Below are 24171 nucleotides of genomic sequence, written 5' to 3' on the forward strand. Positions count from 1 at the left end.
TCGGGATGTGTCAGCGGCGCTTATCTGTATCGCGTCGGTTCGGGCTTGAAACAGGGCGGTTGCGCGGTTGGGTTGTGAGATGCCTTTCACTTTAAGTAGTCGAGGAGCAGTCTTCTTGAGTTCTAGAATTCAAGCACCGGTCATTCTCGTTGGCCGCCGGTGGGCAATTTGAAACCGTCATTGACGAGGCCAAAAGTGCCTACCCGCAGGCCCGGGTCCTGGGCCTGGTCGAATGCGGTACCCACGTGGTCATCGGCGCGGTGGTCTCCGGGTGCGACACCGCCGAGCAGAGCATGTATCCGGGGCTCCTGCACAGGCTCCAGCCGGGCATGCTGGCGATTGCCGACCGAGGGTTCTTCAGCTACGAAGTGTTCAAGCTAAGCATCGAGACCGGCGCCGAACAATTGTGGCGGATGAAATGCAATGCGGTGCTGCCGGTGCACGAGGAATTCGCCGACGGGTCATATTTTTCGGCGGTTTATGAGGGCACGAAGCAGCGGCGCCACAATACGGACCCGATCCCGGTGCGCGTGATCGAATACACCGTCACCACAGGCAAGGATGTTGGGGATTTCTTGTTGATCACCACCATCTTGGACCCGGCCGATGCTCCGGCCCAGGACCTCGCCGAGGCCTATGCCCAACGATGGGAAATCGAACTATGTTTTGATGAGCTCAAGACCCACCAGCGTGGCCCTTCCCTGGTGTTGCGCTCCAAGGCCCCCGGTGGGGTTCTGCTGTAGATCTACGGCTATCTCTGCGTGCATTACGCACTATGTTCCCTGATTGGCGAAGTCGCTCGCGGCCTTGACGAGGACCCCCTGCGTATTTCCTTCACGCGAACCCTCTGGGCCGCACGGCGAATATTGGCCGCGCGCCCGGCTTTTTCCCCCTAAAAAACATGCCGAAGCCTTCGTCGTTTTCTGCCGGGAAGTCCTGCATGAGCGGTTGCCTCCTCGGCGGCAGAGCAGCAACCCCCGCGTCGCGAAACGGAAGATGTTCGGCTGGCCACTCAAACGCGTTCCTAAAAATCCTAAGTAAACTGTATTGGTCCTAAATCGATTTCCGCACTTCTGGAGGCGAATATCCCGGCAATTTGCCCGGCCTCATGAAAGGCCGGGTTAAGGCGTTACAACACCGGTTTCGTAGGCTATAACTACCGCTTGCACTCGGTCTCGTGCATTCAGTTTGGCCAGGATGTGGCCCACGTGGGTCTTGACCGTCGCCTCGGACAGAAACAGCCCGGCAGCAATCTCCGGATTTGATTGGCCGTTGGCGATGAGCTCAAAGACCTCGCGTTCGCGTGGGGTCAAGGAGGCCACAGACTTCACATGGGCACTGTCGGGCAGTGTCGAGCGCCGCAGCATGGGGGCGACGTGGTCAAGGAGTCGGCGTGTGGTGGAGGGTGCTATGACGGCGTCCCCGCGATAGACGGTCCGGATGGACTCAAGGAGTTCCTCGGGCGGGGCATCCTTGAGCAGGAATCCGCTGGCACCGGCTTGGATGGCCGAGAGTGCGTACTCGTCGAGGTCGAAGGTCGTCAGCACGATGACCTTCGGGCCGGCGGTGTCCATGGAACGGTGGGACAAAAGGTGTTGGGTTGTTTCGATTCCATCCATCTCGGGCATGCGGACGTCCATCAGAATGACATCGGCACCGGCCAACGTCGGGGAGCCAATTGCTTCGCGCCCGTTGGAGGCTTCGGAAACGACTTCCAGATCTTCCTGTGAATTAATGAGCATCCTGAATCCGCTGCGAACCAATAATTGGTCGTCAACGAGTCCGACTCGGATGGGATCTGCCTTGTTCAATTTCTCTAGTCCTCGGTATAGGGGATGAATACGTCAACGTGGAATCCGCCGCTTGTGGCAGGTTCCGCAACAATGTGTCCGTCGTAGAGGGCCACGCGTTCTGCCATGCCGCGCAGTCCCTGGCCGGAGTCCTTGGTGGACAGGGCCCCGGCCCCGCGGCCGTTGTCCGTCACCTGCAGTTTCAGGCCGCGGCCATCCCAACTTAGGTTCACCATTGCCCTCGCGGACGGACCAGCATGTTTGACCACGTTGGTCAGGGCTTCTTGGATCGCGCGGTAGGCGGTGAGCTCCGCTCCCGCAGGCAATTCCCTCCGGGGTTCACCGGCGGCGTTGAATTCGATATCGAGCCCTGACTTGCGGGTGGAATCGAGCAGGTCCGGGACATCGGTCAGGGTGGGGAGCGGCCTGGTGGAGGCTTCCCCGTCATTGCGCAGCACTCCCAGCAGACGCCGCATTTCACGCAAGGATCCCCTGCCGGTGCTTGAAATGGTTGCGAGGGTCTCGCGGGCGATCTGAGGATCCTGTTCACTGGCATACCTGGCGCCATCTGCCTGGGTGATGATGACGGACAGGGAATGGGCCACGATGTCGTGCATCTCGCGGGCAATATGGCTGCGTTCATCCGCCGCGGCCAATTCGCGTTCCTGTTCTCGTTCGTCTTCCAGTCTCCGAGTCCGGTCCTCGAGGGTTTGCATTGCCAGTCTTCTGGTGCGTGCCAAGTCCCCAAACGTCCACGCCACCAACACCAGGAGTCCAAGACCGATAATGTTCGCCAGAGTGCCTTCGAGCGTGGTCCCGCCGGACCACGCCCCAGTCCTAAGGCTGGCCAGCAGGGCCCCGGTGAATCCTGCGGCAAGCCCGGCGAAGGATTGCCAACGTTTTGCGTATGCCGCCAAGGTGTACACCGTGATGGGCACGGCAATCTGCGACGGCATCAGCTCTGCCATGATGATGACTTGGATGAGGTGCGCGAAGACTATGCTTCCCGCGGCAAGCCCAGGGTGCCGCCGGCGCCAGATCAAGGGAAGGGTTTGTGCCGACCCCAGGATGGCGGCCGTCCAACCGTTGCCGGAAGCGCCGAGCAGGATCCCTGCCAGAAAGCCGAATACCAGCCATATTCCGAGACCAAATATGAGATCGACCTTGTTCGGATTCTCACGAATCCATTTGTCTATGGTGCGGTGGGGCGTCATTGATTCCTGCGTTGGCATTGGGCGGGCGAACTTCAATGCCAAGCCTACGTGGTGCGGCGAAGGGACACCTCATGCCAGGGCATGACATCTGCGAGTCGGATACCAAGGATGCCGTTCACAATATGAGACGGGTTGCTCACATAGTGATACAAGTCGATAAACTTATGTGTCATGAGCGAATCATTGAATATTGCCGTGATCCCAGGCGACGGTATCGGGCCTGAAGTCATTTCCGAGGCCGTCAAGGTCTTGAAGAAGGCCGTCGAAGGCACAGGCAAGCAACTGGAGTTGACCGATTACAAGCTCGGTGCAGAGCATTGGCTCGCGACGGGGGAGACCTTGCCGGAAGAAACTCTTGCGGCACTGCGTACCCACGATGCCATCCTGTTCGGGGCAGTCGGTGCGGCACCGGGGGACACCAGCATCCCCTCGGGGCTGATTGAACGTGAACTGCTGCTCAAGTTGCGCTTCAGCCTTGACCACTTCGTGAACCTGCGACCGTCGAAGCTCTACCCCGGTGTCCCCAGCCCTTTGGCCGACCCGGGAGAAATCGACTTCATCGTCGTCCGTGAAGGCACCGAAGGTCCTTATGTGGGCAACGGTGGGGTCTTGCGCGCGGGCACCCCGCATGAAATTGCCACCGAGGTTTCGATCAACACCTCCCATGGTGTCGAGCGGGTCGTTCGTGACGCCTTCCGCCGGGCCAACGATCGTGAGCGCAAGCATGTGACGCTGGTCCACAAGCACAATGTCTTGGTCTTCGCCGGCCACTTGTGGCGCCGGACCGTCGAAGCTGTGGCCCCGGAATTCCCTGAGGTCACTCACGACTACCTGCACGTCGATGCGGCAACGATCTTTATGACCACCAATCCCTCCCGCTTTGACGTGATCGTCACTGACAACCTCTTTGGCGACATCCTCACCGACCAAGCTGGTGCCATTACCGGTGGAATCGGTCTTGCCGCCTCGGGCAACATCAACATGGATCGGACCGCCCCCTCGATGTTCGAGCCGGTTCACGGTTCGGCCCCGGACATTGCCGGGCAGCAGAAAGCCGACCCCACCGCGGCAATCCTCTCGGCAGCACTCTTGCTGGACCACGTGGGACTCTCCGAGGCCGCGCGCAGGGTGGAGGCCGCCGTCGAAAGCGACATCGCATCGCGCGACGAAATGACCGACCCGCGCACCACGGCTGAGATCGGCGATGCAATACTGGCCGCGCTGGCTTAAGCTGGTTCGTAGGTTCACTGAGGAACCAATTCTTAGGGTGGCAGGCCCTGACGGGTCTGCCACCGCAACGCCCCTGTCGAAGAGGAAGTCTGACGACATCATGGAATTCACCGAAGATCTCTCAACCCACCGTAAAAGCGATCAGGAACGGGCCGACGTCCTGGCCAACCCAGGTTTTGGGGATTTCTTCACCGACCACACCGCGGTCATCGATTGGGCAACCGACGCCGAAGGCTCCCGAGGCACCTGGAGCAACGCACGCATCGAACCCTACGGACCCATCGCCATGGATCCGGCGGCCTCGGTCCTGCATTACGGCCAAGAGATCTTTGAGGGCCTGAAGGCCTATCGGCACGCGGACGGTAGCGTCTGGACCTTCCGCCCACACGCAAACGCGGCACGTCTCAACCGATCCGCCGAACGGCTGGCCCTTCCACAATTGGACGAGGAAGTATTTGTTGAGTCCTTGCGGCGCTTGGTGAAGACAGATGTTTCCTGGGTTCCCTCCGGCGACGGGGAAGCCTTGTATCTGCGTCCCTTCATGATCGCCACCGAGGCGTTCCTTGGCGTCCGGGCGGCTCGCCAGGTGTCCTACCGGGTCATTGCTTCACCTGCCGGAAACTATTTCGGAGGCGAACTCAAGCCGGTCGGCATCTGGGTATCCCACAACTACGCCCGCGCCGGACGGGGCGGCACCGGGGCGGCCAAATGCGGAGGCAACTATGCCGCATCCTTGGTGGCACAGTTGGAAGCCGAGGAGAACGGCTGCAAGCAGGTGCTGTTCCTTGACCCGTTTAATGAGGAGGCCGTGGAAGAGCTTGGCGGCATGAACGTCTTTTTCGTGATGAAGGGCGGCAAGCTTGTCACCCCACGCCTCACCGGAACCATCCTGGAGGGCATCACTCGTTCCTCGATCATCCAGCTTGCCCGGGATCGTGGCCTTGAGGTGGAGGAACGCACCATCACCCTCGGTGAATGGCGTGAGGGCATTAACAACGGAGACATCGAAGAAGTCTTTGCCTGCGGCACTGCCGCAGTCATCACCCCGATCGGGGTGCTGAAAAACGGTGAGGAGCAGATCGGGGACCCAGACGCCCCAGCCGGCGCAGTAACGATGGCTCTGCGCACTGAACTGCTCGGCATCCAGACCGGCAAGATCGAAGACCGCCACGGCTGGTTGGAACAACTCGCGTAAATGTAGTTGATCAGGGTATGGGTGTGATTCAACAAGAATCACACCCATACTTCGTTGCGTGGGCAAAGACCGCGGGAAAAATTCCATAGAATGGATTCCATGCGCATCTTGGTCACCGGCGGCGCCGGATACATCGGTTCACACACAGTCCTGCTTCTGCTCGAGGAGGGACATGAAGTCCATGTGTACGACAACCTCAGTAATTCCTCGCCCGAAGCGCTGCGCCGGGTCGCAGAGCTCGCCGGTCACGATGCGCAGCTGCACATCGGAGACCTGCTTGATACGAGTCGACTGGAAGAAGTCCTTGACACGGCCAGCCCGGACGCCGTGATCCACTTTGCCGGCCTCAAAGCGGTAGGAGAATCGGTATCCAAACCGCTGGTCTACTACCGCAACAACGTCACCGGTACGTTGAACCTGCTCGAAGCCATGGAAGCCAAGGGCGTGCGGACGCTGGTCTTCAGCTCCTCGGCCACCGTTTACGGCGACACTGTCGAGCTGCCCATCAACGAATCCACGGCATTGTCCGCAACCAACCCATATGGGCGGACCAAGCTTCACATCGAATACATGCTTGATGACCTAGCGGCCTCCGATCCGCGCTGGGCCATTGCCAAGCTCCGCTACTTCAATCCCGTGGGGTCCCACGAATCGGGGCAGATCGGTGAGGACCCGCAAGGAATCCCCAACAACCTCATGCCCTACATCGCCCAGGTGGCCGTCGGGATCAGGAAAAAGGTCAGCGTCTTCGGGGGAGACTACCCGACTCCGGACGGGACAGGGGTACGCGACTACATCCACGTTCTGGACCTTGGTGCCGGCCACCTTGCGGCCCTTGAATACCTGCATGACCATGGTGGATTGCACGCCTGGAACCTGGGAACAGGCAACGGCTCTTCGGTCCTGGAAGTCATCCAGGCATTCGCCCGGACCTCCGAAAAGGAAATTCCCTACGACATCGTCGACCGTCGGCCAGGAGACGTCGCGGCAAGCTATGCCGATCCAGCGCTGGCACGTGAAGAAATCGGCTGGAAAGCCGAACGAGGACTCGAACAGATGGTTGAAGACATGTGGCGCTGGCAATCGGCCAACCCCACCGGATACCCGGACGAAGCCCCTGACAACTCGGGGGACGAGGACGAACCATTGGCCCGCGAGACCATGCCTTCGAAGACGAAGCGTGATCCCGACGTCGACGAAACCACTAAGGTATAAAGTATGCTTATTGCTCGTTTTGTCGTTGACAGTGACCCCATGTACGGCGTCGTGGAAGAAGACGAGGTCATCGTCATCGCCGGAGACCCGTTCTTCCAAGGAATCAAGCCAACCGGTGCCAAGCACAAGCTTGAAGACGTCCGCTTGCTTGCCCCGATCATTCCCCGTTCCAAGGTGGTGTGCTTCGGTCGCACCTATGCCGACCACGCCGCCGAACTCGGCAATGCCGTGCCGGCGGAACCGTTGATGTTCCTGAAGCCGAACACCGCCGTGGTCGGTTCCGGCGACCCGATCACCTTGCCGAGGTTCTCCGAGGAAATTTCCTATGAGGGGGAGCTTGCGGTGGTCATCGGCCGTATTTGCAAGGACGTTCCCGCGGAAAAGGCCCAAGACGTGATCTTTGGCTACACGATCGCCAACGACCTCACTGCCCGCGACGCCCAGCGCACCGACGGACAGTGGGCCCGTGCCAAGGGCTGGGATGGATCCTGCCCACTCGGTCCATGGATCCAAACCGAGCTGGACCACGACGACACCCAATTGACCACCCGCCTGGACGGGGTTGTTGTCCAAGACGGCAACACCTCGGAAATGGTGTGGGGCATCAACGATCTGGTCGCTTACGCCTCGCAGGCCTTCACGCTGCTTCCCGGCGACGTGATCCTTACCGGCACCCCCGCAGGTGTTGGCCTCGTCACCGAGGGCCAGCGCGTGGAGGTCGAGATCGAAGGCATCGGCACGATGAGCAACACGTTCCGCCGTTAATGAAGTAAACAAGGTCGAATATCCACCTACTATTTATCCCTCATTTTGACGAGTGACTCCCTTACGCTACAGTTTCCGAGTCAGCTTCTTTCTTGCCATCGAAGTTGACACCACACTGTGATTGGCCCCGGTTAGCCGGGGCCAATTGCGTTTAATAGCAGGAAATCGTTCGTTAGCGATTGTCTGCTTGCCGGTTGATCAGGCGCGACGGCATAGAATGGATACATCATGACTGATGTATCCCTCATTCCCACCGTGACCGATGAAACCCCCGTCCGCGTACGTTTTTGCCCGTCTCCGACCGGCACACCGCACGTTGGCCTGATCCGCACGGCCTTGTTCAACTGGGCCTATGCGCGCCACACCGGCGGAAAGATGATTTTCCGCATCGAAGACACCGATGCCAAGCGTGACTCCGAAGAGAGCTACCACCAACTCCTTGACGCGCTGGACTGGCTCGGCATCACCTGGGATGAGGGTGACAACGTTGGCGGACCGCACGAACCCTACCGCCAGTCCCAGCGTGGAGAGATCTACCAGGACGTCATTGCCAAGCTCCGCGCCGGTGGCCACGTCTATGAATCCTTCTCCACCCCCGAAGAAGTTGAAGCACGCCACAAGGCCGCGGGCCGGGACCCCAAGCTGGGCTACGACGGTTACGACCGCACCCTGACCGCGGAACAGATCGCCGCCTTCCGCGCCGAAGGCCGCGACCCGGTGCTGCGCGTGCGCATGCCGGACGAGGATCTGACCTTCACCGACCTGGTGCGCGGCGACATCACCTTCAAGGCCGGCTCGGTGCCCGACTTCGTCGTGGTCCGCGCCAACGGCCAGCCGCTCTACACGTTGGTCAACCCGGTTGATGATGCGCTGATGGGCATCACCCACGTACTGCGCGGCGAGGACCTACTCTCCTCGACCCCCCGGCAGATCGCCTTGTATCACGCGTTGATAGCCATTGACGTTGCCAAGTACATGCCGCTCTTTGGCCACTTGCCTTACGTGATGGGCCAAGGAAACAAGAAGCTTTCGAAGCGTGATCCGGAAGCAAGCCTGTTCCTGCACCGCGACCGCGGCTTCATCCCCGAGGGCCTGTTGAACTACCTGTCCCTGCTGGGATGGTCACTGAGCGCCGATGAAGACATCTTCACCCGCGAGCAGCTCATCGAGGCCTTCGATGTCAGCGATGTGCTCTCGAACCCTGCACGCTTTGACCTCAAGAAGGCCGAGGCCATCAACGGAACCCACGTGCGCATGCTTGAGGCCGCAGACTTCCGTGACCGCCTGGTTCCCTACTTGCAGGCCAAGGGCCTTGTCGGGGAGGAACTAACCGACCGTGAGAACGAAATCCTGAGTGAGGCGGCACCGCTGGTCCAGGAACGCATCACGTTGCTGGGGGAGGCGCCGGAAATGCTCGAGTTCCTCTTCACCGACGACGCAGCCATCAGCCCGGCAGCCGACGCACTGAAGGGCCTTCCGGAAAACACCGCCGAGGTGCTGGATGCCGGACTTGCCGCGCTGGAAGCGGCACCCCAGTGGGACGCCGAGACCATCCAAGAAGTCTTGAAGTCGGCTCTGGTCGAGGGGCTGGGCATCAAGCCACGCCATGCCTTCGGTCCGATCCGCACAGCAGTGGCGGGCAAGCGCGTTTCCCCGCCGCTCTTTGAATCGATGGTGATTCTTGGCAAGGAATCCTCGCTCAACCGCGTGCGCGCTTTCCGGGCCACCAGGTAACCAGGAGCTAGCCAAGCATCGTGAACAACGCGACCAACGCCCTCAACCCCACTCACGCAGTCTTTTCCGTGGCCCGGGTTGAGGGCGTTCTCTTTGATATCGACGACACTCTCGTGGACCTGAACACCGCATCCATCCAAGGTTTCCACCACCTCACGGCCGAAGACTTCCGCGAGGTTCTGGACTCCAAGCGAGAACACGTGGCCAGGGACTATGCGGATGACGGGGCAGGCGCCTACGAACGCTACATGGCCGGCGAACTGACCTTCCTGGGGCAACGCGCCGAGAGGATCCGACGCGCCTACGCGCTGGTGGGCCTGGAGCCCCCTCCGCCGGAGGCGCTTGGTATTTGGAGCGCACGCTACGAGGACGTGGTCCAAGAGCTGTGGGCGCCGTTCCCTGACGTCCATGACTGCCTGGACGCCTTGGATGCACTGTCTATTCCCTACGGGGCGGTCAGCAACAACGTGGAGAGCTACCAGCGCAACAAGCTGCGTCTGGCCGGGCTCGAACGAATCCAGGTCTTGGTGGGTTCGGATACCGCGGGCGCACCGAAACCGGATCCGAGACCGTTTCACGCCGGCTGTACATTGTTGGGAACCAAATTCGCGGCAACTTTGTACGTGGGAGACAACCCGGTGCACGACGTCCAGGGAGCCAACGCCGCAGGGCTGCGCGGAATCCTGGTCGATCGTGCGACAGATCACAAAAGCGATTCTCCCGAAATCCTCCAAAACCTAGGCTCACTAGTGTCGATAATCCGCGGAAACTAGCGGTATTCGCACCCCTGAACCCAGGGGGAGTCCCCGATTTGTACTTTCCTCGAACCCGACGGTATAGTTATTTCTCGTGCTGAGGCGCAGGAAAGCTTCCGAAAAGGAAAGCCGGAAAGCGTATCACACGCTGTGGGGTATGGTGTAATTGGCAACACACTGGTTTCTGGTACCAACATTCTAGGTTCGAGTCCTGGTACCCCAGCGTCACGGTCTTCGCGAAAGCGGAGACCGGTCTTCTTGGAGGGCGTAAGCCCTCCAAGAAGAGCATACGGCCCCATCGTATAGCGGCCTAGTACGCTGCCCTCTCACGGCGGTAACACGGGTTCGAATCCCGTTGGGGTCACGATTCTTGCGAATCGGACGGTAGCAGTCCTAAAACGTTACAGCTATGCGGCCCCATCGTATAGCGGCCTAGTACGCTGCCCTCTCACGGCGGTAACGCGGGTTCGAATCCCGCTGGGGTCACCAGCGCAAAGGTTCCAAGCCAAGGTTTGGAACCCTTTGTATTTAAGCCGCATTTGGCTCTTTGCAAAGCGAATTCAGGGCAAGCTTGCGAATAAAAGACCCAACTCTTTGGCATGATGTAGTGGTGACTACTACTAATGGCTCCGAACCAGAGGGCTCACCTGGTTTCTCCGCCATGCCGGCGGACATGGAAGCCATCAGCCTGCTCACCGATGCCCGCGCCGACCTCGCCGGAAGTAAGCTCCCGCTTGAGATAGCCGGAGCAGCCCTCGCCCGCGAGCACGCCCGCTCCGCCGTTGAACAACTAGATGACTACATCCTTCCGCGCTACCGCAGCCTGGATGCCCCGCTGCTGGCCGTGGTGGGCGGTTCCACCGGAGCCGGAAAATCGACCTTGGTCAATGCGATCGTGGGTCACCCGGTGACTCGGGCCGGAGCCATCCGACCCACCACACGCCAGCCCATCCTCCTGCATCACGAACTGGACCGGGCCTGGCTGGAAAACGACCGGATTCTGCCGGGACTGCGCCGCATCACCGGCAGTGTCGTCGGCGAAGACCAACGGATCCCAGCATCTCAGGCCGGTGCGATACCCGATGCCTCGGTCACCGACTCGATCATCCTGTTGCAGGACGATGCGGTGCCACGAGGCATCGCCATCCTTGACGCCCCGGATGTAGATTCCATCTCGGATGAAAACCGTCGGCTCGCCGGCCAACTACTGGCCGCGGCCGACCTGTGGATCTTTGTCACGACCGCCAACAGGTACGCTGACGCAGTGCCGTGGAAGCTGCTGGCAGAGGCCGCGGAACGCAACGTCACGGTGGCGGTGGTCCTAGACCGCGTCCCGCTCGGCGTCGAAGACGAAGTAGCCAACGACCTGCGCGGCATGCTGCAACGCGGGGGATTGGGTGAAACCGAAATATTTGTGGTCCCCGAACTCGATCTAGACGAGCTGGACATGCTCCCGGCCATCGCCGTTGCCCCGCTCAAGGCCTGGCTGGCAACACTGGCGGCCAACAGCGACTCACGGGCCGCAGTCGCCCGGCAAACCCTGGCCGGTGTCCTGGCGCAGCTTGCCGATCGCGGTGACTCCATCGCTATTGCCATGGGGGAGCAGGACGCCAACGGCAAACGCCTGGCCGGCTACGCAGAAGAGGCCTTTGCCCAGGCCCATGACGGCATCCTTGCCACGGTGCAGGATGGAACGCTGTTACGCGGCGAAGTCCTGGCACGTTGGCAAGACTTCGTGGGCACCGGAGAGTTCTTCAGATCACTCGAGACCGGAATCGGCAGGCTGCGCGATAGGATCGGCGCCTTTTTCACCGGCAAGCCCAAACCCGCCACCCATGTCGAGGCGGCCATCGAAAGCGGCCTGCACGCAGTTGTCGTGGACCAAGCGGCCAAAGCCAGCGAGGCGACAGAAGAACGCTGGCGTGCCGATCCCGCAGGCCAAGCACTGGCCGGTGCCACAGATCTCGGAACTCTCTCGGATGGTTTCTCCGACAGGGTCGCGACCCATGTACGAGCGTGGCAAGGCGACCTGATGGACATCATCCGCACCGAAGGGGCCAACAAACGCATGACGGCGCGCATGGTCTCCTTTGGTGTCAACGGGGTGGCAGTCGCCCTGATGGTGGTGGTCTTTGCCTCCACTGCCGGACTGACCGGCCTGGAAGTTGGAATCGCCGGTGGCTCGGCGGTCGTGGGACAGAAGCTTTTGGAAGCCATCTTCGGCGAAGACGCCGTACGCCGGCTCACCAAACGAGCCAAGGATTCCTTGGCCATACGTTGCAACGATCTCCTCGAGATGGAAAAAAACCGTTTCCTTGATCTCCTGGCGACTGTCCCCACCGAGCAAGATGCCAACCGCATGAAACAAGAATCGGCCGCGATACGCCGACTGGCCAGGGAGCAGGGTGCATGAGCCGCCGCCGTGAGACTACGACCGCCAGCCCACTTGAACTTCGACTCGAGGCACTACAAGAAGCCACCGAGCTGGGAGCCGAGCGCATCGACGCCTCGGTGGGTGAAGCCTCATGGCAGCTCCTGGAGCGGGCCTCGATGAGACGGACCCTGTCGGCCGAGCACACTGTTGTCGGATTCTTCGGGGCCACGGGCAGCGGCAAATCATCGCTGTTCAACGCCGTGACCGGTGAGGACATTGCCCGTACCGCCGCAACCCGGCCCACCACGAGCAAGCCATTGGCAGGCATCTGGGGCCGCCCGGGTTCCGATGCCTTGCTTGACTGGTTGGCGGTCCACGAGCGCCACGTCCTGGACTCTCCCTTGCGTCTGGAGAAAAAGGGAATCTTCGGATCCGAGAAGGAAGCCACGGGTCTGATCCTGCTGGATCTCCCCGACTTCGACTCCACCATGACAGCCAATCGTGAAATCGCAACCAAGCTTGCCGGCAAGGTCGACATCCTCGTGTGGGTCTTGGATCCACAGAAATACGCGGACGCGGCAGTTCATCATGACTTCATCAGGCCCCTGGCAACCCACGGAACCGTGACCCTGGTGGTGTTGAACCAAATCGACAAGCTCAGGGAAAACGAGCGGGGTCCCGTTATCGACTCTCTCCGGTCGATTCTTGTGGCAGACGGATTGGCTCACCCGAAGTTATTGGGAGTTTCGGCACTTACCGGTGAGGGCATCGATGCCTTGCGCCAGGAAATTGCCGGTGTGGTCACCGAACGCGGAGCCACCACACGCCGGCTTTCGGCCGACGTAGCTGCCATAGCGGAGAAAATGGGGGCCGGTTCTTCGTTGGTGGAGCTCAAGCTCCCGGCGGAGCCGACCAAGAAGGCGCTGACCACTGAGTTGGCCGAAGCCGCCGGGGTGGACACCGTGGTCTCAGCGGTGCGCCGCTCCTACAGACTTGACGCGCACAAAAAGACCGGGTGGCCGCTGACTCGCTGGCTTGCCAAGGTGCGCCCGGACCCGTTGCGTCGGCTGAACCTCAAAAGCGCCGATGTGAACCCCACGCTGAATCGCACCTCGTTGCCGATCCCCGGCGCCGCCCAAACAGCTCAGGCCGATTCCGCGGTCAGACGCTATGCCGAGCAAGCAAGCGCGGGTGCTCCCGCGGCCTGGCAGGGTTCGATCCGCAGAGCCTCACGTGCCGGCCGGGAAACACTGCCGGACGAACTTGATCAAGCCATCGCCAACACCGACATCGGGGCTCGCTCCGGGGCCTGGTGGTGGCCGGTGGTCTCGGTCATCCAATGGATCTCCTTGGTCACTGCACTGGCCGGGGCGCTGTGGTTGGGTGCGTTGTTCGCGGCCCAATACTTTCAATTCAGCTTGCCCGAGGTGCCCAAGATCGAAGGGTTCCCCGTCCCCACACTGATGGTGGTCTTGGGAATATTATTGGGAATCGTTCTGGGCTTGGCCATGGGCGTCATCGCACGCATTGGTGCAGCCGGGCGTGCCCGCAAGGCACGCAAGGCCCTGACCAGGGCTGTCGCTACCGTCGCGGCACGTTCCGTCATCGAGCCTGTGGGTGCAGAAATCACGCGACACAACCAGTTCATTGGAGCCTTGGAACGTGCCAGAAAGTAGTTCATTGACCGTCGGATCCTTGGGGGAGAGCGGGTTGCTGGCACGGATCCTGCCCCGGTTGAAAGGCGCGCCGGCGCTACTGGGTCCAGGAGACGACGCCGCCTTGATCGCCGCGCCGGACGGCAAATTCGTCATCACCGTTGACACCCTGGTTGAAAACCAGGACTTCAGGTTGCATTGGCCGAGCGGCTTTGAAAGCAGTGGTTTCGACGTGGGTTGGAAGTCGGCGGCTCAAAACCTCTCCGATATCAACGCCATGGGGGCTTATGCTTCCTCGGCCGTGATTTCCTTGACGCTGCCCCATGAGACGCCGGTTGCGTGGGTTGAGGATCTTGCCGAAGGCTTTAGTGCCGCAGTACGTGATCTCGGTGCATCGTATTGTGCTCTTGCCGGGGGAGACCTTGGTCGGGGAAGTGAGCTGTCGATTACGGCTGCCGTCACGGGAACTTTGGCAACCGATCGTCCCGTCCTGCGCAGTGGTGCCAAGGCCGGAGACGTGGTTGCTGTTAACGGTGTCCTGGGCGTCGCGGCGGCTGGCTTGGCCCTGTTGGAGGAAACACGTTCTCATCGTGAATGGAGTGAAGCAGAGCGGGTGCTGGTCTTTGGGCAGCGTTGCCCGTCGCCGCCGCTGACCGCCGGCCCGGAAGCTGCCCGGTCCGGGGCGAGCGCCATGATGGATCTCTCCGATGGGCTGCTCAAGGATGGACTTCGGATGGCGAGGGCCAGCGGTGTCTGCCTCGATTTTGATTCATCCGCACTTGCCGAAGATGCGAGGCAATTATCCGATGTTGCTGCGCGGCTTCAGAAGGACCCCATGGACTGGGTGCTGGGGGGAGGGGAAGACCATGGCCTACTGGCCACATTCCCACCCTCGGCCATACTGCCTGAGGGATTTAGGCGCGTAGGTGTGGTGAAGGCCATTGCTGGAGAAGGAAACCATGCAAGTGTTTTCGTCGATGGACGGGCGCCCGGCGCCTATCAGGGATTCGACCACTTTGACGGGTAATGTGCCGGCCCCAGACCACGGAACCGAGGCGCCAGGACATGGAGGCAGATCGGGCCCTGGGGATTTCGAAGGCGGGATCGGTTAGTCGCCGGTCTTGCGCAGGGCCTCGCTGAGTGCTGTCGCTGTTTGCACTACCACTTCTTGGTGGGCTCTTCCCGGCTGGCGAGATAAACGTTCTATGGGTCCGGACATGGACACAGCTGCAATGACGCGGCCCGAGGGGCCGCGCACGGGAGCTGAAACCGAGGCGACCCCGGGTTCGCGTTCTCCCAAACTTTGCGCCCAACCGCGCCTCCTCACGCCAGCAAGGATCGTGGGGGTGAAGCGTGCCCCATGCAATCCGTCGAGCAGTCGCTCATGGTCTTCCCACGCCAACAGGACCTGGGCCGCGGATCCGGCTTTCATGGAAAGTTGTGTTCCCACCGGGATGGTGTCGCGCAAGCCAACGGGGCGTTCGGCCGAGGCGACACACACACGGAAGTCTCCCTGGCGGCGGAACACCTGGGTGCTTTCGCCGGTGGAGTCGCGCAGCTGCAGCAGCAAGGGGCCGGCTGCGGCGATCAGTCGGTCTTCACCCGCGGCGGAGGCCAACTCCACGAGGCGTCCGCCGAGTACGAATCTGCCGTGGATGTCCTTGCCGACCAGCCGGTGATGCACCAGTGCTTGGGCCAACCGGTGCACGGTCGGCCGGGATATTTTGGTCAATGCCACGAGCTGAGCCAGGGAAGTGGGGCCCGCTTCGAGGGCGTTGAGGATGAGGGCTGCTTTGTCTATGACGCCAACGCCGCTTGATGTGTCCATACTCTGATATTGCAGTCTCACTATTTGAGATGCAAGTTGGTGTACTGGATATTACGTAGGCGTCAATGGAACAGTTGAGACATAAGACTTTTATCAAGTGAGGGAGTCGGTAATGGCCGCACACCAGGCAGCACAGACGCTGGCCGAAAAAGTATGGAACGCACACGTAGTGCGCAAGGGTGAGGGAACCGGCGGAGCACGCCAGCCCGACCTGATCTTTATCGACCTGCATCTCGTCCACGAAGTGACATCCCCGCAGGCATTCGAGGGGCTCCGCTTGGCCGGTCGCCCCTTGCGCCGCGCCGATCTGACGATCGCCACCGAGGACCACAACACCCCGACTCTCGATATCGACAAGCCGATCGCGGATTTGACCAGCCGCACGCAAATCGAAACCCTGCGCAAGAACTGCGCTGAGTTCGGTGTGCGTCTGCACTCCCTCGGCGACAAGGAGCAGGGCATCGTCCACGTGGTCGGTCCGCAACTGGGCCTGACCCAGCCGGGCATGACGGTCGTCTGCGGAGACTCCCACACTTCCACCCACGGCGCCTTTGGTGCGCTGGCCTTCGGTATCGGTACCTCCGAGGTCGAGCACGTCATGGCAACCCAGTCATTGTCCTTGAAGCCCTTCAAGACCATGTCGATCAACGTCGAAGGGACTTTGAAGCCCGGCGTGAGCGCCAAGGACCTCATCCTGGCTGTCATTGCCAAGATCGGAACCGGTGGGGGACAAGGCTACGTCCTCGAATACCGTGGTTCGGCCATCCGGGCCCTGTCCATGGACGCCCGCATGACCATCTGCAATATGTCCATCGAGGCCGGCGCCCGCGCCGGCATGATCGCACCGGACGCCACCACCTATGAGTTCCTCAAGGGACGCCCGCACGCACCCCAGGGCGCCGATTGGGATGCGGCGGTGGCCGAATGGGACACGCTGTCCACCGATGAGGGTGCTTCCTTCGACGCAGAGGTCTTCCTGGATGCCGATACCTTGGAGCCCTTCGTCACCTGGGGCACCAACCCGGGCCAAGGTGTTTCGCTCTCCGATACGGTCCCTGCTCCTGAGGACTTCGATGACGAGAATGCGCGCGCTGCGTGCGAACGTGCCCTGGAATACATGGACCTGACAGCGGGGACCCCGATGAAGGAAATCCGGGTAGATACCGTATTCCTGGGCTCGTGTACCAACAGCCGGATGGAAGATTTGCGGGCCGCCGCCTCTATCATCCAAGGCCAGCAGAAGGACCCGGAAATCCGCATGATCGTGGTCCCGGGTTCCGCGAGGGTCCGCCTCGAAGCTGAGGCCGAGGGCCTGGACAAGGTCTTCAAGGAATTTGGTGCCGAATGGCGCTTTGCCGGGTGTTCCATGTGTTTGGGTATGAACCCGGACCAGCTGGCCGACGGGGAGCGCTGCGCCTCCACCTCAAACCGCAACTTCGAGGGGCGGCAGGGCAAGGGTGGCCGCACCCACCTGGTGTCCCCACTCGTCGCCGCCGCGACGGCCATCCGCGGGACCCTGTCCTCGCCGTCCGACCTGGACATCGCTTCGACGTCCGCAAACGTAGCCTAAGGATCCATCATGGAGAAAATCACCACCCATACCGGAATCGGCGTCCCGCTGCGCCAAAGCAATGTGGATACCGACCAAATCATCCCCGCCGTCTACCTTAAGCGGATCACCCGTACGGGCTTCGAGGACGCGCTCTTCGCCGGCTGGCGCAAAGATGAAAACTTCATCCTGAACCAGGAACCGTTCTCCACGGGATCGGTCCTGGTTGCCGGCCCTGACTTCGGCACTGGTTCCTCGCGTGAGCACGCGGTCTGGGCCTTGAAGGACTACGGTTTCAAGGCAGTGCTCTCCTCGCGCTTCGCCGATATCTTCCGGGGGAACTCTGGCAAGCAAGGGTTGGTCGCGGCCGAGGTGGCGCAGGGAGATATCGAACTCATCTGGAAAGAGATCGAGAACCACCCCGGTACCGAGATCACCGTTGACTTAGAAGCGCGCACTGTCACGTGTGGTTCGATCATTGCCCCCTTTGACATCGATGACTACACCCGTTGGCGGCTTATGGAAGGTTTGGACGATATTGGCTTGACCCTCCAGCATGAGGAGGACATCACTGCCTTCGAGTCCCAACGTCCAACGTTCAAGCCGACCACCCTTCCGGCTCGTTACTCCTGAGTATTAGCTCACCGCGTAACCCGCTCTCATGTTCCGCTCATAGACGCTGATCACCGATGGTATGCGGTAGTTGCGGGGCGTGCGGCGCGCTGAGACGCGACGGGCATTACACCTTCCATACAGCCCCCGGTCAGGCCGGGGGCTGTATGCTTGCTTAGTCTTTCCTTCGTTTTCGAAGGCCTAACAATTTTGGTGAGGTTCTCAAGTTCATGGCGAAAGTCCTAACGATTCATGGTGGCGTCCCACTCAAGGGGAAAGTGACCGTCAGGGGTGCCAAGAACTTGGTTCCAAAGGCCATGGTTGCCGCTCTTTTGGGTGACTCACCTTCTGTCTTGCGTAATGTCCCTGAGATCAAGGACGTTGCCGTTGTCACCAGCCTCCTGAAGATCCACGGTGTTACCGTCTCCAAGGACGAGGTAACGGGCGACCTGACCATGGACCCCAGTGGCACCAAGACCGCCACCAGCAACGAGATCGATACGCATGCCGGTGATTCCCGCATTCCGATCCTTTTCTGTGGTCCACTGCTTCACAGCCTGGGCGAAGCCTTGATCCCGAACCTTGGTGGTTGCAAGATCGGTGACCGCCCCATTGATTTCCACCTTGATGTATTGCGTCACTTCGGTGCCGAAATCGACAAGGCCGGTCCCTTGGGTACCAGCATCCGTGCACCGCACGGATTGACCGGCGCCAAGATTTCCCTGCCCTACCCGAGTGTTGGTGCCACCGAGCAGGTGCTGCTGACCGCGGTACGGGCCAAGGGCACCACCGAGGTCGAAAACGCCGCCATTGAACCGGAAATCCTCGACCTCATTTCTCTGCTCCAGAAGATGGGTGCCATCATCACGGTGGGCCGCGACCGGGTTATCCGCATCATCGGTGTCGAGAAGCTCAACGGCTACAACCACAAGGCGCTGCCGGACCGCAACGAGTCTGCTTCCTGGGCTTCTGCCGCCTTGGTCACCAAGGGCGACATCTTTGTTGAGGGCGCAGCACAGCGCGACCTCACCGCGTTCCTGCACACCTACCGCCAAATCGGTGGCGAATTTGAGGTCACCGATGACGGTATCCGCTTCTTCCACCCGGGTGGCGACCTGAAGCCCTTGATCCTGGAGACGGACGTACACCCCGGCTTCATGACCGACTGGCAGCAGCCACTGGTGGTCGCCCTGACCCAGGCGACGGGCGTTTCGATCATCCACGAGACCGTCTATGAAAACCGGTTCGGCTTCACCAACGCCTTGGTAGAAATGGGTGCCAAAGTTCAGTTGCACAGCGAATGCCTCGGAGCCATCCCTTGCCGATTCGGCCAGCGGAACTTCCAGCACTCGGCAGTAATCACCGGCCCCACCCCGCTCACCGGCGCCGACGTCGACATCCCGGATCTGCGCGGCGGCTTCTCCCACCTGATAGCCGCGTTGGCAGCCGAGGGCACCAGCCACGTCACGGGGATTGAGCTCATCAACCGGGGCTATGAAAAATTCATGGACAAGCTCACTGACTTGGGCGCGCGCGTCGAGATGAATGAAATCGCCTGATCCGCATAAGCTGGCTGGCATGAAAGAATCTCGCAGCGCCAAAACGGCGTTTGCCATAGCTGCCGGAATCGTTCGGCCGATCTTGAATCTGATGATCAGCCGAACGTGGCGGGACTTCGAGAAGCTCCCCACTGGTGGTTTCATCCTGTGTCCCAACCACGTGACGGAGATCGATCCGTTGGTGGTGGGCCACGCGATCTACAGCAGCAAACGCTACCCCCGGTACCTGGCCAAGGAATCGCTGTTCAAGGTCCCGGTGTTGGGCACCATCCTGCGTCATTCCGGCCAGGTCCCCGTGGCGCGCACCTCCACCGGTGCCTCACAGTCATTGAAGACCGCGCGGAAGGTCCTGGACGCCAACGGCGTAATCATCATCTACCCCGAGGGCACCTTGACCCGGGATCCGGACCTGTGGCCCATGCGCGGACATACCGGCGCTGCCCGCCTCGCCCTGCAAACCGGTGCCCCCGTGATCCCCATGGCGCATTGGGGAGCGGAGGAACTCTTTCCGCGCTATGCCAAGGGCATCAAACTCTTTCCACGCAAACGCGTCACGGTGATTGCTGGTGATCCTGTCGATCTTGAGGATCTGCGCGCCGTGCCCCTGACTCGTACCGTGCTCCAGGAAGCCACCGAAAGAATCATGCGCGCCATCACCAAGGATGTGGCAAGGCTGCGCGGCCAGGAAGCGCCTGCAGTCCTTTGGGACCCGGCCGCCCACGGCCAAGCGTCTCAAGGCAGGGACTTCGACGGCCAGGGGCCCCCGAACACAAAGAAGGGCAAGTAAATGAAACCCGCACCACGGAAGATTGCCGTCATGGGCGCCGGAAGCTGGGGGACCACCTTCGCCAAGGTGCTGGCCGACTCCGGGACCGAGGCAAACACCGAGGTGATGGTCTGGGCTCGCCGCGATGAAGTGGCGGTGGAAATCAACACCCGCCACACGAACTCGCGCTATCTGCGCGAAACCAAGCTCCCCGGCAATATCACTTCTTCCTCGAGCATCGCCGACACCTTAGAAGGTGCCGAGTTGGTGGTCTTGGCCGTCCCTGCCCAAAGCTTGCGCGAACAGTTACGTTCCTTCAAGGAATTCCTTGAACCCCAAGCAGTGCTCATGTCCCTCATGAAGGGCCTCGAGCGTGACACCGATGCCCGCATGAGCGAGGTCATCGCCGCAGAGATTGAAATCCCCGCGGACAGGATCGCTGTACTCTCCGGGCCCAACCTGGCCATGGAGATCGCCCGGAAGCAACCCACAGCCTCGGTCGTGGCCTGCTCCGAACTTGAGACGGCGACATGGATTGCCTCGCTGTGCTCCACCGAATATTTCCGTCCCTATACCAATACGGACGTCATTGGCGTGGAAATTGGTGGCATTGCCAAGAACGTGATCGCCCTGGCCGTGGGCATTTGTGATGGCCTGGGCATGGGAGACAACACCAAGTCTTCAATCATTACCCGTGGCCTGGCCGAGACCACGCGTCTGGCCCTGGCCCTGGGTGGCAGCTACGAAACCCTTGCCGGCCTCGCCGGTCTGGGAGATCTCGTGGCGACCTGTTCCTCGGCGCTGTCACGCAACAACACCGCCGGCCGCCTGCTGGGCCAGGGACTGTACCTGGACGAGGTCAACGACCGGATGTCACAGACCGCCGAGGGCATCAAGTCCGGGCGGGCCGTCTTGGACTTGGCCACCCGGCACAACGTTGAAGTACCCATCACCGAGTCCGTGGTGATGGTTCTGGAAGGCACGCTCAGCGTGGAGAACATGGGAGCACGCCTGCTGGGGCGTCAACTAAAGTCTGAAGGTGAACTCAAATGAGTCAAACGAACACCCACAAACCTCGGGTCATGATCCTTTTTGGCGGCCGCTCTTCCGAGCACTCCGTCAGCTGCGTCACCGCGGCCGGCGTGCTGGAGGCCATTGACCGTGAGAAATACGAGGTGGTGCCGGTGGGCATCACCCGTGATGGTGCCTGGACGCTGGTCGACCAAGACGTTGCCACCTGGTCGCTGGCCAACAGCCAGAAGCCTGAGGTGATCGCCGGCAAGGAGATTCTGCGATTGACCGGGGAACCAGGCAGCCACGAGCTGCTTGCCTCGGATCCGGCGCACGTGGTGCGCAGCCTGGGCGATATCGATTTGGTTTTCCCCCTGCTTCACGGACCCTTTGGCGAAGATGGTTCGCTGCAGGGCATGCTGGAAATGGTGGACGTCCCGTATGTGGGATCCGGCATTGCAGCCAGCGCCATCGGCATGGACAAGCACTTCATGAAGGTAGTCTTTGAAGCCGCCGGATTTGAGGTGGGCCCCTATGTCGTGATCCAGGACAAGGCGTGGGAACGCGACCAGGAAGCGTGCCTGAAGTCGGTAGATGGCTTGGAATACCCGCTGTTCGTCAAACCTGCACGAGCCGGTTCGTCGGTAGGAATTTCCCGAGTGGATAGCCCCGATACTCTCGCCGCCGCAATTGAGGCAGCACGCGTCCACGACCCCAAGGTGATTGTGGAGGCCGGCATTGTCGGGCGTGAAATTGAATGCGGCGTCCTAGAAGGTCGCGGATCCCTGCCACCGCGTGCATCGATGCCGGGTGAAATCGTTGTGGACAACGCAGATCACACCTTCTACGACTTCGAGGCCAAGTACGTTGACGGTGCAGCAGCCCAACTCAGCTGCCCCGCGGCTTTGGAGGCTTCGGCTTCCGAAAAGGTGCGGGAGCTGGCAGCTGAAGCATTTGATGCGGTGAATGCCGAAGGCCTCTCACGAGTTGACTTCTTCTACACGCCCGAGGGCAAGTGGATCATCAACGAGATCAACACCATGCCTGGCTTCACCCCGTCGAGCATGTACCCGCACATGTGGTCCAGGACCGGTCTTGACTACGCGTCGCTGATCGATGAATTGATCCACCTAGGGCTCAACCGGAAGACCGGGCTGCGCTAGACCCAAGGTATTCCAAGCACCGTGGGGTGCCCGGCCAAGGATTCTTCCTGGGCGGGCACCCCACGGTGCTTTTGCATTTCGGCTTCCTACGGGACATCCACCGTTTTGGATACGTTGGAGCAGGTCCGCTCGGCCGGGATCTTCGCTGCGGCAGATGCCAACGTGGCCAAGACGGTGCTTGAAGGGATCACATTGGGGTCAAAGATCAATTCTGTGGCTGGCACTCGTCCATAAGTGGTTAGCGTCCAAGCGTCCTCGCCCTCCTTGGCCAACCAATCGACCCCGTTGACGCTGACGCACGGATCGGTGGACGGTGGCGGGGCAGTGACGCCGCAACGCAGCACCAGTTGCGAAGGCTCGCCCCAGACCGCAGTTGCCTGACTATTGGTCTGGCGCTTCTCCTGTCCTGAGACCTCCGGGGGAAGCACCACCATCATTTCGGCACACAGCGGATTGCCTGCATCGTCGGCCGCCTGCACATTGGCGATTGCCGTACAACCCGACAGGACGAGCAATCCCGCGAGGGAAGCGGCCGCTGTGGCAAATCGCACGTCAAAGGTCCGCCGGACTGGGTTTTGTCTGGGAGCTGGCTGTGAGTTGGTGGTATCTGGGCTACTGAAAATCAATCTGGGCACTTAAACAGCTTACCGGGCGTGGGACATGACTAGGATGTAGTGGAGTATTTGCTTGAGAGGCATGGATGACACATTTGAACGGGTCCTTCGAGGACACTGAGTACCAATCACCAGAGAAGAAGAAGCGTACGGGGCTGAAGATCCTGCTAGGTGCGCTATCGCTGGTGCTGATCGCACTCCTGATTGCCGGTGGGTACCTGTTCTCGCTTGCGCGGAGCTTCGACAACAACACGACCAAGCTCCCCGATGCCTTCCCCGAGGAATCCCTGCGCCCGGTGAAGGCGGAAGCCGCCAAGGATGCGGTGAACATCCTGCTGCTGGGCAACGACACCCGGGCTACGGACCAAGGGGAGGAGAACTTTGCTTCCCTTCCCAACGGTGGACGTTCCGACACCATGATGTTGGTGCACATCCCTGCCAACCGTGAAGGAATCTACGCCACGTCGATCATGCGTGATACCTGGCTGGACATCCCGGGCCACGGCAAGGCCAAGGTCAATGCCGCATTCGCCTACGGCGGGGTATCACTGGCCGTGCAGACTCTCGAAGGCCTGCTTGACACCCGTATCGACCACGTAGCCTCGATCGACTTTGAAGGCTTCAAGGGACTGACCGACGCCCTGGGCGGGGTAGAGATCAACAACCCGATCGCCTTCAGCCCGCGTACGGCGAAAAGCATAAGCTTCCCCAAGGGCGTGCAGACACTTGACGGCGAGGAAGCCCTGTCCTTCGTGCGTGAACGCTACGCGTTCAAGGACGGTGACTACCAGCGCGTGCGCAACCAGCAGCTCTACGTCAAGGCCGTGATGAGCACCCTGATGTCCAAGGAGACCTTGACCGATCCGGGAAAGATTTCCGAGACCGTCAAACAATTTGCTCCTTATGTTGCCGTGGACGAGACCCTCGATGCCGTCAAGGTGGCAAAGCTAGGCGCTACGATGGCCAACGTCCGCTCGAGTGATATGCACTTCTTCACGCTGCCCAACAAGGGAACCGGCCGTTCGGCCGACGGACAGTCCATCGTCATCCCCGACACCGGGGTGATTTCGGACTTCGCAGAGGCCCTCTCCAAGGACAAAGTGGGAGAATTCGTAGAGGACAACGATCTCTAAGGATCCAGT

21 protein-coding genes, 3 tRNA genes and 1 pseudogene are annotated in these 24171 nt (G+C 60.9%); 20 read left to right on the forward strand and 5 right to left on the reverse strand.

Annotation, left to right across the window (positions count from 1 at the left end):
- The first annotated feature begins 149 nt into the window (after window positions 1-149).
- Window positions 150-896, forward strand: a pseudogene (locus ADIAG_RS05080) (IS4 family transposase).
- 225 nt (window positions 897-1121) lie between these two features.
- On the opposite strand, the gene ADIAG_RS05085 reads toward ADIAG_RS05080, so the two are convergent.
- The 3 genes from ADIAG_RS05085 to ADIAG_RS22355 are packed head-to-tail and all read right to left on the reverse strand — an operon-like array spanning window position 1122 to window position 3177.
- The gene (locus ADIAG_RS05085) at window positions 1122-1811 is read right to left on the reverse strand and encodes a response regulator (RefSeq protein WP_007270247.1); all 690 of its coding nucleotides are present in this window, start codon (window positions 1809-1811) and stop codon (window positions 1122-1124) included.
- A gap of 5 nt (window positions 1812-1816) precedes the next feature.
- Window positions 1817-3004 (reverse strand): sensor histidine kinase, encoded by a 1188-nt coding sequence (locus ADIAG_RS05090; protein ID WP_007270248.1) that lies wholly within the window; start codon window positions 3002-3004, stop codon window positions 1817-1819.
- A 44-nt stretch (window positions 3005-3048) separates the two neighbouring features.
- Window positions 3049-3177, reverse strand: a complete 129-nt coding sequence (locus tag ADIAG_RS22355; protein WP_268744234.1) for a hypothetical protein — start codon at window positions 3175-3177, stop codon at window positions 3049-3051.
- Here ADIAG_RS22355 and ADIAG_RS05095 point away from each other — a divergent pair.
- The 12 genes from ADIAG_RS05095 to thiL all read left to right on the forward strand — a co-directional run bounded on the left by ADIAG_RS05095 (window position 3176) and on the right by thiL (window position 14954).
- Window positions 3176-4234: a 3-isopropylmalate dehydrogenase gene (locus tag ADIAG_RS05095; protein WP_007270249.1), complete on the forward strand. Its 1059-nt coding sequence runs from the start codon at window positions 3176-3178 to the stop codon at window positions 4232-4234. The two genes, ADIAG_RS22355 and ADIAG_RS05095, sit on opposite strands and share 2 nt — an antisense overlap.
- 100 nt (window positions 4235-4334) lie before the next feature.
- Window positions 4335-5429, forward strand: a complete 1095-nt coding sequence (locus tag ADIAG_RS05100) for a branched-chain amino acid aminotransferase (RefSeq protein ID WP_043473345.1) — start codon at window positions 4335-4337, stop codon at window positions 5427-5429.
- A gap of 99 nt (window positions 5430-5528) precedes the next feature.
- On the forward strand, window positions 5529-6644 hold the full coding sequence (galE, locus tag ADIAG_RS05105; RefSeq protein ID WP_083873936.1) for a UDP-glucose 4-epimerase GalE: 1116 nt from the start codon (window positions 5529-5531) through the stop codon (window positions 6642-6644).
- Window positions 6645-6647: 3 nt separating this feature from the next.
- A complete protein-coding gene (locus ADIAG_RS05110) occupies window positions 6648-7409 on the forward strand; it encodes a fumarylacetoacetate hydrolase family protein (protein WP_007270252.1) in 762 nt (253 codons plus the stop codon).
- A gap of 228 nt (window positions 7410-7637) precedes the next feature.
- Window positions 7638-9143 carry a glutamate--tRNA ligase gene (gene gltX, locus ADIAG_RS05115; RefSeq protein WP_007270253.1) on the forward strand — a complete coding sequence of 502 codons (1506 nt, stop codon included), beginning with the start codon at window positions 7638-7640 and terminating at the stop codon, window positions 9141-9143.
- A 20-nt stretch (window positions 9144-9163) separates the two neighbouring features.
- Entirely contained in the window at window positions 9164-9916 is a 753-nt protein-coding gene (locus ADIAG_RS05120; RefSeq protein ID WP_007270254.1) for an HAD family hydrolase, read from the forward strand.
- A gap of 133 nt (window positions 9917-10049) precedes the next feature.
- Window positions 10050-10121, forward strand: a tRNA-Gln gene (locus ADIAG_RS05125).
- Window positions 10122-10189: 68 nt separating this feature from the next.
- Window positions 10190-10262: transfer RNA gene (locus ADIAG_RS05130), tRNA-Glu, on the forward strand.
- Window positions 10263-10311: 49 nt separating this feature from the next.
- Window positions 10312-10387: transfer RNA gene (locus tag ADIAG_RS05135), tRNA-Glu, on the forward strand.
- A 172-nt stretch (window positions 10388-10559) separates the two neighbouring features.
- Window positions 10560-12311, forward strand: a complete 1752-nt coding sequence (locus ADIAG_RS05140; RefSeq protein ID WP_007270255.1) for a dynamin family protein — start codon at window positions 10560-10562, stop codon at window positions 12309-12311.
- Complete coding sequence (locus tag ADIAG_RS05145; protein WP_007270256.1) at window positions 12308-13948, forward strand: GTPase; 1641 nt, start codon at window positions 12308-12310, stop codon at window positions 13946-13948. The genes ADIAG_RS05140 and ADIAG_RS05145 overlap by 4 nt, the downstream gene beginning before the upstream one ends.
- Window positions 13935-14954 (forward strand): thiamine-phosphate kinase, encoded by a 1020-nt coding sequence (thiL, locus tag ADIAG_RS05150; RefSeq protein WP_007270257.1) that lies wholly within the window; start codon window positions 13935-13937, stop codon window positions 14952-14954. The genes ADIAG_RS05145 and thiL overlap by 14 nt, the downstream gene beginning before the upstream one ends.
- Window positions 14955-15035: 81 nt before the next feature.
- Here the strand turns inward: thiL and ADIAG_RS05155 are convergent, their stop codons facing one another.
- Window positions 15036-15755 carry an IclR family transcriptional regulator gene (locus ADIAG_RS05155; RefSeq protein WP_007270258.1) on the reverse strand — a complete coding sequence of 240 codons (720 nt, stop codon included), beginning with the start codon at window positions 15753-15755 and terminating at the stop codon, window positions 15036-15038.
- Between the two features lie 112 nt (window positions 15756-15867).
- Here ADIAG_RS05155 and leuC point away from each other — a divergent pair, with 112 nt between their 5' ends.
- The 6 genes from leuC (at window position 15868) to ADIAG_RS05185 (ending at window position 22415) form a co-directional block, all read left to right on the forward strand.
- Window positions 15868-17325, forward strand: coding sequence for a 3-isopropylmalate dehydratase large subunit (leuC, locus tag ADIAG_RS05160; protein WP_007270259.1), 1458 nt, complete (start codon window positions 15868-15870; stop codon window positions 17323-17325).
- Between the two features lie 9 nt (window positions 17326-17334).
- A complete protein-coding gene (leuD, locus tag ADIAG_RS05165) occupies window positions 17335-17937 on the forward strand; it encodes a 3-isopropylmalate dehydratase small subunit (protein ID WP_007270260.1) in 603 nt (200 codons plus the stop codon).
- Between the two features lie 209 nt (window positions 17938-18146).
- The gene (murA, locus tag ADIAG_RS05170) at window positions 18147-19475 is read left to right on the forward strand and encodes a UDP-N-acetylglucosamine 1-carboxyvinyltransferase (protein WP_007270261.1); all 1329 of its coding nucleotides are present in this window, start codon (window positions 18147-18149) and stop codon (window positions 19473-19475) included.
- 19 nt (window positions 19476-19494) lie between these two features.
- A complete protein-coding gene (locus ADIAG_RS05175; protein WP_007270262.1) occupies window positions 19495-20262 on the forward strand; it encodes a lysophospholipid acyltransferase family protein in 768 nt (255 codons plus the stop codon).
- On the forward strand, window positions 20263-21294 hold the full coding sequence (locus tag ADIAG_RS05180; RefSeq protein ID WP_007270263.1) for an NAD(P)H-dependent glycerol-3-phosphate dehydrogenase: 1032 nt from the start codon (window positions 20263-20265) through the stop codon (window positions 21292-21294). It abuts the gene before it with no gap.
- Window positions 21291-22415: a D-alanine--D-alanine ligase family protein gene (locus tag ADIAG_RS05185; RefSeq protein WP_007270264.1), complete on the forward strand. Its 1125-nt coding sequence runs from the start codon at window positions 21291-21293 to the stop codon at window positions 22413-22415. Before ADIAG_RS05180 ends, ADIAG_RS05185 begins: the two co-directional genes overlap by 4 nt.
- A gap of 86 nt (window positions 22416-22501) precedes the next feature.
- On the opposite strand, the gene ADIAG_RS05190 is transcribed toward ADIAG_RS05185, so the two are convergent.
- A complete protein-coding gene (locus ADIAG_RS05190) occupies window positions 22502-22966 on the reverse strand; it encodes a DUF3515 family protein (protein ID WP_007270265.1) in 465 nt (154 codons plus the stop codon).
- A gap of 149 nt (window positions 22967-23115) precedes the next feature.
- On the opposite strand from ADIAG_RS05190, the gene ADIAG_RS05195 reads away from it, so the two are divergent.
- The gene (locus ADIAG_RS05195; protein WP_007270266.1) at window positions 23116-24162 is read left to right on the forward strand and encodes an LCP family protein; all 1047 of its coding nucleotides are present in this window, start codon (window positions 23116-23118) and stop codon (window positions 24160-24162) included.
- Window positions 24163-24171 lie beyond the last annotated feature (9 nt).

Origin of the sequence: Paeniglutamicibacter gangotriensis Lz1y (assembly GCF_000348945.1) — a bacterium.
Classification (GTDB): Bacteria; Actinomycetota; Actinomycetes; order Actinomycetales; family Micrococcaceae; genus Paeniglutamicibacter; species Paeniglutamicibacter gangotriensis.

Excerpts from the sequence above, each read along its gene's own strand:
- ADIAG_RS05195 (WP_007270266.1), top strand. The coding sequence starts at position 23,116 with ATGACACATTTGAACGGGTCCTTCGAGGACACTGAGTACCAATCACCA.
- leuD (WP_007270260.1), top strand. The coding sequence starts at position 17,335 with ATGGAGAAAATCACCACCCATACCGGAATCGGCGTCCCGCTGCGCCAA.
- ADIAG_RS05090 (WP_007270248.1), bottom strand. The coding sequence starts at position 3,004 with ATGACGCCCCACCGCACCATAGACAAATGGATTCGTGAGAATCCGAAC.
- galE (WP_083873936.1), top strand. The coding sequence starts at position 5,529 with ATGCGCATCTTGGTCACCGGCGGCGCCGGATACATCGGTTCACACACA.
- murA (WP_007270261.1), top strand. The coding sequence starts at position 18,147 with ATGGCGAAAGTCCTAACGATTCATGGTGGCGTCCCACTCAAGGGGAAA.
- ADIAG_RS05110 (WP_007270252.1), top strand. The coding sequence starts at position 6,648 with ATGCTTATTGCTCGTTTTGTCGTTGACAGTGACCCCATGTACGGCGTC.
- gltX (WP_007270253.1), top strand. The coding sequence starts at position 7,638 with ATGACTGATGTATCCCTCATTCCCACCGTGACCGATGAAACCCCCGTC.
- ADIAG_RS05095 (WP_007270249.1), top strand. The coding sequence starts at position 3,176 with ATGAGCGAATCATTGAATATTGCCGTGATCCCAGGCGACGGTATCGGG.
- ADIAG_RS05140 (WP_007270255.1), top strand. The coding sequence starts at position 10,560 with ATGCCGGCGGACATGGAAGCCATCAGCCTGCTCACCGATGCCCGCGCC.
- ADIAG_RS05185 (WP_007270264.1), top strand. The coding sequence starts at position 21,291 with ATGAGTCAAACGAACACCCACAAACCTCGGGTCATGATCCTTTTTGGC.
- ADIAG_RS22355 (WP_268744234.1), bottom strand. The coding sequence starts at position 3,177 with ATGACACATAAGTTTATCGACTTGTATCACTATGTGAGCAACCCGTCT.
- leuC (WP_007270259.1), top strand. The coding sequence starts at position 15,868 with ATGGCCGCACACCAGGCAGCACAGACGCTGGCCGAAAAAGTATGGAAC.
- ADIAG_RS05145 (WP_007270256.1), top strand. The coding sequence starts at position 12,308 with ATGAGCCGCCGCCGTGAGACTACGACCGCCAGCCCACTTGAACTTCGA.
- ADIAG_RS05100 (WP_043473345.1), top strand. The coding sequence starts at position 4,335 with ATGGAATTCACCGAAGATCTCTCAACCCACCGTAAAAGCGATCAGGAA.
- ADIAG_RS05175 (WP_007270262.1), top strand. The coding sequence starts at position 19,495 with ATGAAAGAATCTCGCAGCGCCAAAACGGCGTTTGCCATAGCTGCCGGA.
- ADIAG_RS05180 (WP_007270263.1), top strand. The coding sequence starts at position 20,263 with ATGAAACCCGCACCACGGAAGATTGCCGTCATGGGCGCCGGAAGCTGG.
- ADIAG_RS05155 (WP_007270258.1), bottom strand. The coding sequence starts at position 15,755 with ATGGACACATCAAGCGGCGTTGGCGTCATAGACAAAGCAGCCCTCATC.